Raw genomic sequence first — 2,448 nt, forward strand, 5'->3', positions numbered from 1 at the left:
CCCTCACGGCGGCTGACTCGTTCGGATAGTCACCGCGGACCTCGGCGACCATGCGGACCGCTCGTTTGCGCAGCTCACCTCTTCGCCGCGTGCACCGCCACCCGGATCGGCGAGGTCTCCGGATACCGCGTCGGCGACATCGACACCGCCCGATGGATCTGGACCGTCCAACGCCAGACCGCCCCCGCCCCCGGCGGACTGACCGACTAGGCACCAAGAGCAAACGCGCCCGCGCAGTCCCCGTCATCGAGGAGTTCCGCCCCCTCGTCGCCCAGCGCCTCCTGTCCACGGGCCCCGAACCCCGACGCCCGCCTGTTCACCGGCCCGCGCGGCGGACGCATCTCCACCGCCGTCCTGGCGCGACGCCACCCACTGGGACGACGTCGTCCTCGGACTCGGCTACGAACACGCCCGCTTCCCAACCCGACCGTCATGACCCGCTGACCCGGTCAAGGGCACCAGGACCCCCGCTGGTCCCCAATTGGTCCCCGCCTGGTCCCCGAGAATAATCAAGGGCCGGTTTCGGATTTCTCCGAAACCGGCCCTGACCCGCGACTGTCTCCAGTCGGGACGACAGGATTTGAACCTGCGACCCCTTGACCCCCAGTCAAGTGCGCTACCAAGCTGCGCCACGTCCCGATGCGGTCCGGCACGGCGGGGCCGTGCGATCACGCGGTCAGTACCTTACCGCACACCCCGGGGCGGGCGAAAAAGGGCGGCGGCGCGGCACAATCGGGGCATGGACAGCACAGCGGCGGGCCGGGACCGGGACGACGAGGGGCGGGCGCGCAGCGCCCGGCCGCGGGACGGGCTCGGCCGGCCCCTGCCGTACGGCACGGACGGAGTGCCCCGGCAGCCCGAGGGCGTGGTGCGGCCGCCCCAGGAGACGGTGGCCGAGGCGCAGCGGCTGCTGGACGAGGGCAAGCCGTTCCACGCGCACGAGGTGTTCGAGGACGCCTGGAAGTCGGGTCCGGACGCGGAGCGGGAGCTGTGGCGGGGGCTGGCGCAGCTGGCGGTGGGGCTGACGCACGCGGCCCGGGGGAACCTCACCGGTGGGCCCCGGCTGCTGCGGCGTGGCGCCGGCGCGGTGCGGGCGTGGGCGGCGGGCGACGGCCGGCCGCGGCCGTACGGGATGGATCTCGGCGCGGTCGCCGGGTGGGCGCGGGAGCTGGCCGACGACGTGGAGCGCGGCGGCGCGGCGGTGGACGCGGCGGCGCGGGCGCCCCGGCTGCGCGGCTGACGCCGCCCGGCGTCGGTGCCGTCCGCGCGGTACGGCAGACTCGGGGCGTGCGGAAGATTCATGTCATCGGTATCGGCGCGGGCGACCCGCGGCAGCTGACCCTTCAGGCGGTCGACGCGCTGCGCGGCACGGACGTGTTCTTCGTCCTGGACAAGGGCGAGGTGAAGGCGGACCTCACGGGGCTGCGCCGGGACATCCTGCGGACGCATGTGCCGGAGGGGACGTACCGGGTCGTCGAGGCGCGGGATCCGGAGCGGGACCGGACGGCGGGCACCGGTGCCTACTCCCCCGCCGTCGGGGACTGGCGCAGCGCCCGCGCCGGGATCTACGAACGGCTGATCGCCGAGGAGCTGGGCGCGGACGAGAGCGGCGCGTTCCTGGTATGGGGTGATCCGGCGCTGTACGACAGCACGCTGGGCATCCTGGAGGAGATCCTGGAGCGCGGCTCGGTGGCCTTCGAGTACGACGTGGTGCCCGGGATCAGCAGTGTGTCCGCGCTGGCCGCCCGGCACCGCACCGGGCTGAACCGGGTGGCCCGGCCGGTGCAGATCACCACCGGGCGGCGGCTCGCGGAGGAGGGTTTCCCTGCCGGGGTGGACGACGTGGTGGTGATGCTGGACGCCCGGCAGGCGTTTCGCGGGTACGCGGACCAGGACGTCGACATCTACTGGGGTGCCTACCTCGGTACGCCGGACGAGATCCTCGACTCCGGGCCGATCGCCGAGGCGGCGCCGCGGATCGAGCGGCTGCGCGCCGAGGCGCGGGAGCGCAAGGGCTGGATCATGGACACCTATCTGCTGCGCCGCGCGCCCGGCGACCGGTAGGGGGCTTCTGATGGATCTCCGTGGAGGAAGGAGCGGCGTTCGGTGCGTGCTCTGGGGGTCCCCCCTCTGGGGGAGTGCGGTGCGGAGGGTCATGTGGCGGAGCCACCTGGCCCTGCGCGCCGTGCGGCGAGAGTGCGTGCCGGGCGTCGCGACGCCGCGGAGATCCATCAGAAGCCCCCTGGGGCCACTCGGCCGGACCGGCACCGCATGCGTGGCCCGGTCTCCGATGTGATCGTGGCCGGGTGACAGTCGCCCAGGAAACGCCACCGACCGCCGCCGCCCAGCCGCCGGTACTGGACCGGCGGCGGCGCAACGTCGTCTTCGCCACCATCGTGCTGGGCATGCTGCTCGCCGCCCTGGACCAGACGATCGTCGGCACCGCCC

At 73.8% G+C, this 2,448-nt stretch carries 2 protein-coding genes, 1 tRNA gene and 1 pseudogene; 3 read left to right on the forward strand and 1 reads right to left on the reverse strand.

Annotated features, from left to right (window positions below; all coding sequences use genetic code 11):
• Nucleotides 1–78: 78 nt before the first annotated feature.
• Nucleotides 79–415: pseudogene (locus tag ACTT8P_RS38070) on the forward strand (site-specific integrase); the annotation flags it as partial.
• A 150-nt stretch (nucleotides 416–565) separates the two neighbouring features.
• On the opposite strand, the gene ACTT8P_RS38075 reads toward ACTT8P_RS38070, so the two are convergent.
• Nucleotides 566–639, reverse strand: a tRNA-Pro gene (locus tag ACTT8P_RS38075).
• Between the two features lie 100 nt (nucleotides 640–739).
• On the opposite strand from ACTT8P_RS38075, the gene ACTT8P_RS38080 reads away from it, so the two are divergent.
• Nucleotides 740–1,240 carry a DUF309 domain-containing protein gene (locus ACTT8P_RS38080; protein ID WP_442836368.1) on the forward strand — a complete coding sequence of 167 codons (501 nt, stop codon included), beginning with the start codon at nucleotides 740–742 and terminating at the stop codon, nucleotides 1,238–1,240.
• Between the two features lie 47 nt (nucleotides 1,241–1,287).
• Entirely contained in the window at nucleotides 1,288–2,064 is a 777-nt protein-coding gene (cobF, locus tag ACTT8P_RS38085; RefSeq protein ID WP_442836369.1) for a precorrin-6A synthase (deacetylating), read from the forward strand.
• Nucleotides 2,065–2,448 lie beyond the last annotated feature (384 nt).

Source organism: Streptomyces sp. JW3 (genome assembly GCF_052216785.1).
GTDB lineage: Bacteria > Actinomycetota > Actinomycetes > Streptomycetales > Streptomycetaceae > Streptomyces.

What these genes read in the sequence shown, in the direction of transcription:
- ACTT8P_RS38080 (WP_442836368.1), top strand. Translation starts at nt 740, where the DNA reads ATGGACAGCACAGCGGCGGGCCGGGACCGGGACGACGAGGGGCGGGCG.